3 protein-coding genes are annotated in these 2,375 nt (G+C 53.8%); all 3 read left to right on the top strand.

What is annotated here, in order from left to right; all coding sequences use genetic code 11:
* On the top strand, positions 1 to 827 hold an 827-nt coding region (locus RSSM_RS06580), incomplete at its 5' end, for a DUF1559 family PulG-like putative transporter (RefSeq protein WP_044301456.1).
* 265 nt (positions 828 to 1,092) lie between these two features.
* Complete coding sequence (locus RSSM_RS06585) at positions 1,093 to 1,290, top strand: hypothetical protein (RefSeq protein WP_008675846.1); 198 nt, start codon at positions 1,093 to 1,095, stop codon at positions 1,288 to 1,290.
* Between the two features lie 804 nt (positions 1,291 to 2,094).
* Positions 2,095 to 2,375 (top strand): type II secretion system protein (locus tag RSSM_RS06595; RefSeq protein WP_044301458.1); only part of this gene is annotated, 281 nt, incomplete at its 3' end.

Raw genomic sequence — 2,375 nt, forward strand, 5'->3', positions numbered from 1 at the left:
ACAAAGACGGTACAGTTGACTTCCCTGCGATGGGCCCCATTCCGTCGAATATCGACTACACCCCATGGGCGACCGATATTGCAACGTTCCGTTGCCCGAGCGATCCGGGTGAAGGCCTGCCATCGCTTGGCCGAACAAACTACGCCGCTTGCATGGGTGACGTCGGCCGGTGGATCCAGTCCGGACCCTGGGACGACTCCAAGACTCTGCCCAACAACGACCGCGCCACTCAGGTGCGTGCTTGCCACCGCGGTGTCTTTAAGTTCCGTTCGCCACCGACTCGCTTCCGTGACATTCTCGACGGTTTGGCCAACACCGTGATGGCGGGTGAAATCGCGACCGACCTCGGCGACCACGACGCCCGCACCGTTGGTGTGGACCGTGCTAGCTATGTCAACATGCAGAGCCAAGCTCCGAACTCATGCGACACCATGGTCGATCCGGCCCGTCCGCAATTCTGGGATTCGTCGTTGGCGTTCGATGAGCCAATTAACGTTCGTGGATATCGGTGGGCGGATGCACTCGCTGTCTTCTCGGGTTTCATCACCGCGAGTCCTCCGAACAAACCATTGTGCACCTCGGACAAAGGCAGCGGCGAAGGTTACTTCACCGCGTCGAGTCGTCACCAAGGTGGTGTGCACGTGCTGATGGGCGACGGTGCGGTCAAGTTCATTACCGACTCGATCGAAGCTGGAAACCAAAGCGACAAACCTGTTGTCGAATGGGCTAGCAGCGGACCTCGTGCACCAGGTTCGATGAGCCCATACGGTTTGTGGGGTGCACTCGGTACCCGTGCGAACAAAGAAGTGATCGACTCCGAATTCTAAGAACCTATCCAAGAATCGATAAACCAATTAGCCGGTGGGCGTTCGCTCCGGTTGTCTCAAACACATCGCGGCTACCGCCGATCGGCTGATGAGTTTACAGATAGGTTTTGAGTATTGAGTCTTTCCGCCCATCGGGAATCGTTCTGATGGGCTTGCTATCCCGTCGAAATTCATGTGCTCTGTTCGCGGAGCACGTGTCGACGGTCTCTCCCGTTTTGCGGCTGTCTCCCGAGCCAGCCTTATGTCTCCAAGGAATATCCTGACGATGAAAACATTTGTGCTTTTTTCCGCGCTCTTCATCGGTTGCGTATCCGTCGGTTGTGATTCCGGCGGTAACAGCAACGTTGCCGAGAGTGCGAGTGAAGATGCGAAAGAAGAGTACCGCCGCCTTTTGAAGGAATCTGAAGAAGGAATGGCTCAGCTCGACGAAGAAGCCAAGGCAGCGGGCAACAAACCTGACTGATCTTTGCCTGGCAACTCTGATATTCAAAGCCCGCGTTTCGTTTGGAGACGCGGGTTTTTTTATGTAGATGCCACCTCTCTTTCGGGTTGCCTCAGTCCGCTGATTGCGAACGCGCTCACGGCCGGTGGGTGCCTCCACCGGGTGGAATCGAACGACGTAGTGTTTCCGAGTGTCCCGATATGATTGAGGACGTGATACTCGGGCAACGTTCCCTTCTCTTAGGGTGATCGCTGCTCGCGAGATAGCAAACCGGGTAAGCACGTAGAGGGACAGGCAAGACGAGAGAGATATCTATGCGGGTGGGTTCTGTATAGAGATTTTTACGCAACGGATATGCCGATTTGTCGCGGTCATTTCATGTTGCCATCTCAGTACTTTGTGAAACAATATAACCTTGTAAGGCGACCTGCGGATGATTCCTTGTCAAACGTCGCAGTTGTCGCTGAAGGCGGACGAGAGATCAGGTTCACCGTGAAAGGTTTTCGCACGTCGTTGCTAGTCGGAAAGGCGTTTTGATTGAAGCGTGATCGCAGTTGCGACCGCTGACTATAGGCCATGAACCAAGAGCCATCGGCTCGATGACATTGCCTCTTTTCTACAAACGCTTGCCAACTCGCTTTAATGCATTTGCGCGAATACTACTTTCGCCAGATGCCTATCACGGTTTGTGTGATTTTCATCGAATCTTCGAGACTATCGCTCAATACCTTGGTTGAAAGTGAAGAAGACTTCCAACTGTGAACTCTTGCTTAAGTAGCGAGCCATAACTTTCTACCACCCCCACACGATTTGTAAGGTCTACTGATGAGAAACAATTCATCTCAAAGACGAGCTTTCACGCTTGTCGAACTCTTGGTCGTTATCGCGATCATTGGTGTCTTGGTCGGTTTGCTTTTGCCTGCCGTTCAAGCCGCACGTGAAGCTGCTCGCCGTATGAGCTGCAGCAACAACTTCAAACAAATTGGTCTTGGTATCCACAACTACCACAGCGCCTACAACAATCTGCCGGGCCACGGTACCGGCACGATGGATCCGACGATCACCACTTGGTGGAGCGGTTCGAACGCGTCCAATGCGATGCGGAT

Source organism: Aporhodopirellula sallentina SM41 (assembly GCF_000346505.1).
Lineage (GTDB): Bacteria > Planctomycetota > Planctomycetia > Pirellulales > Pirellulaceae > Rhodopirellula > Rhodopirellula sallentina.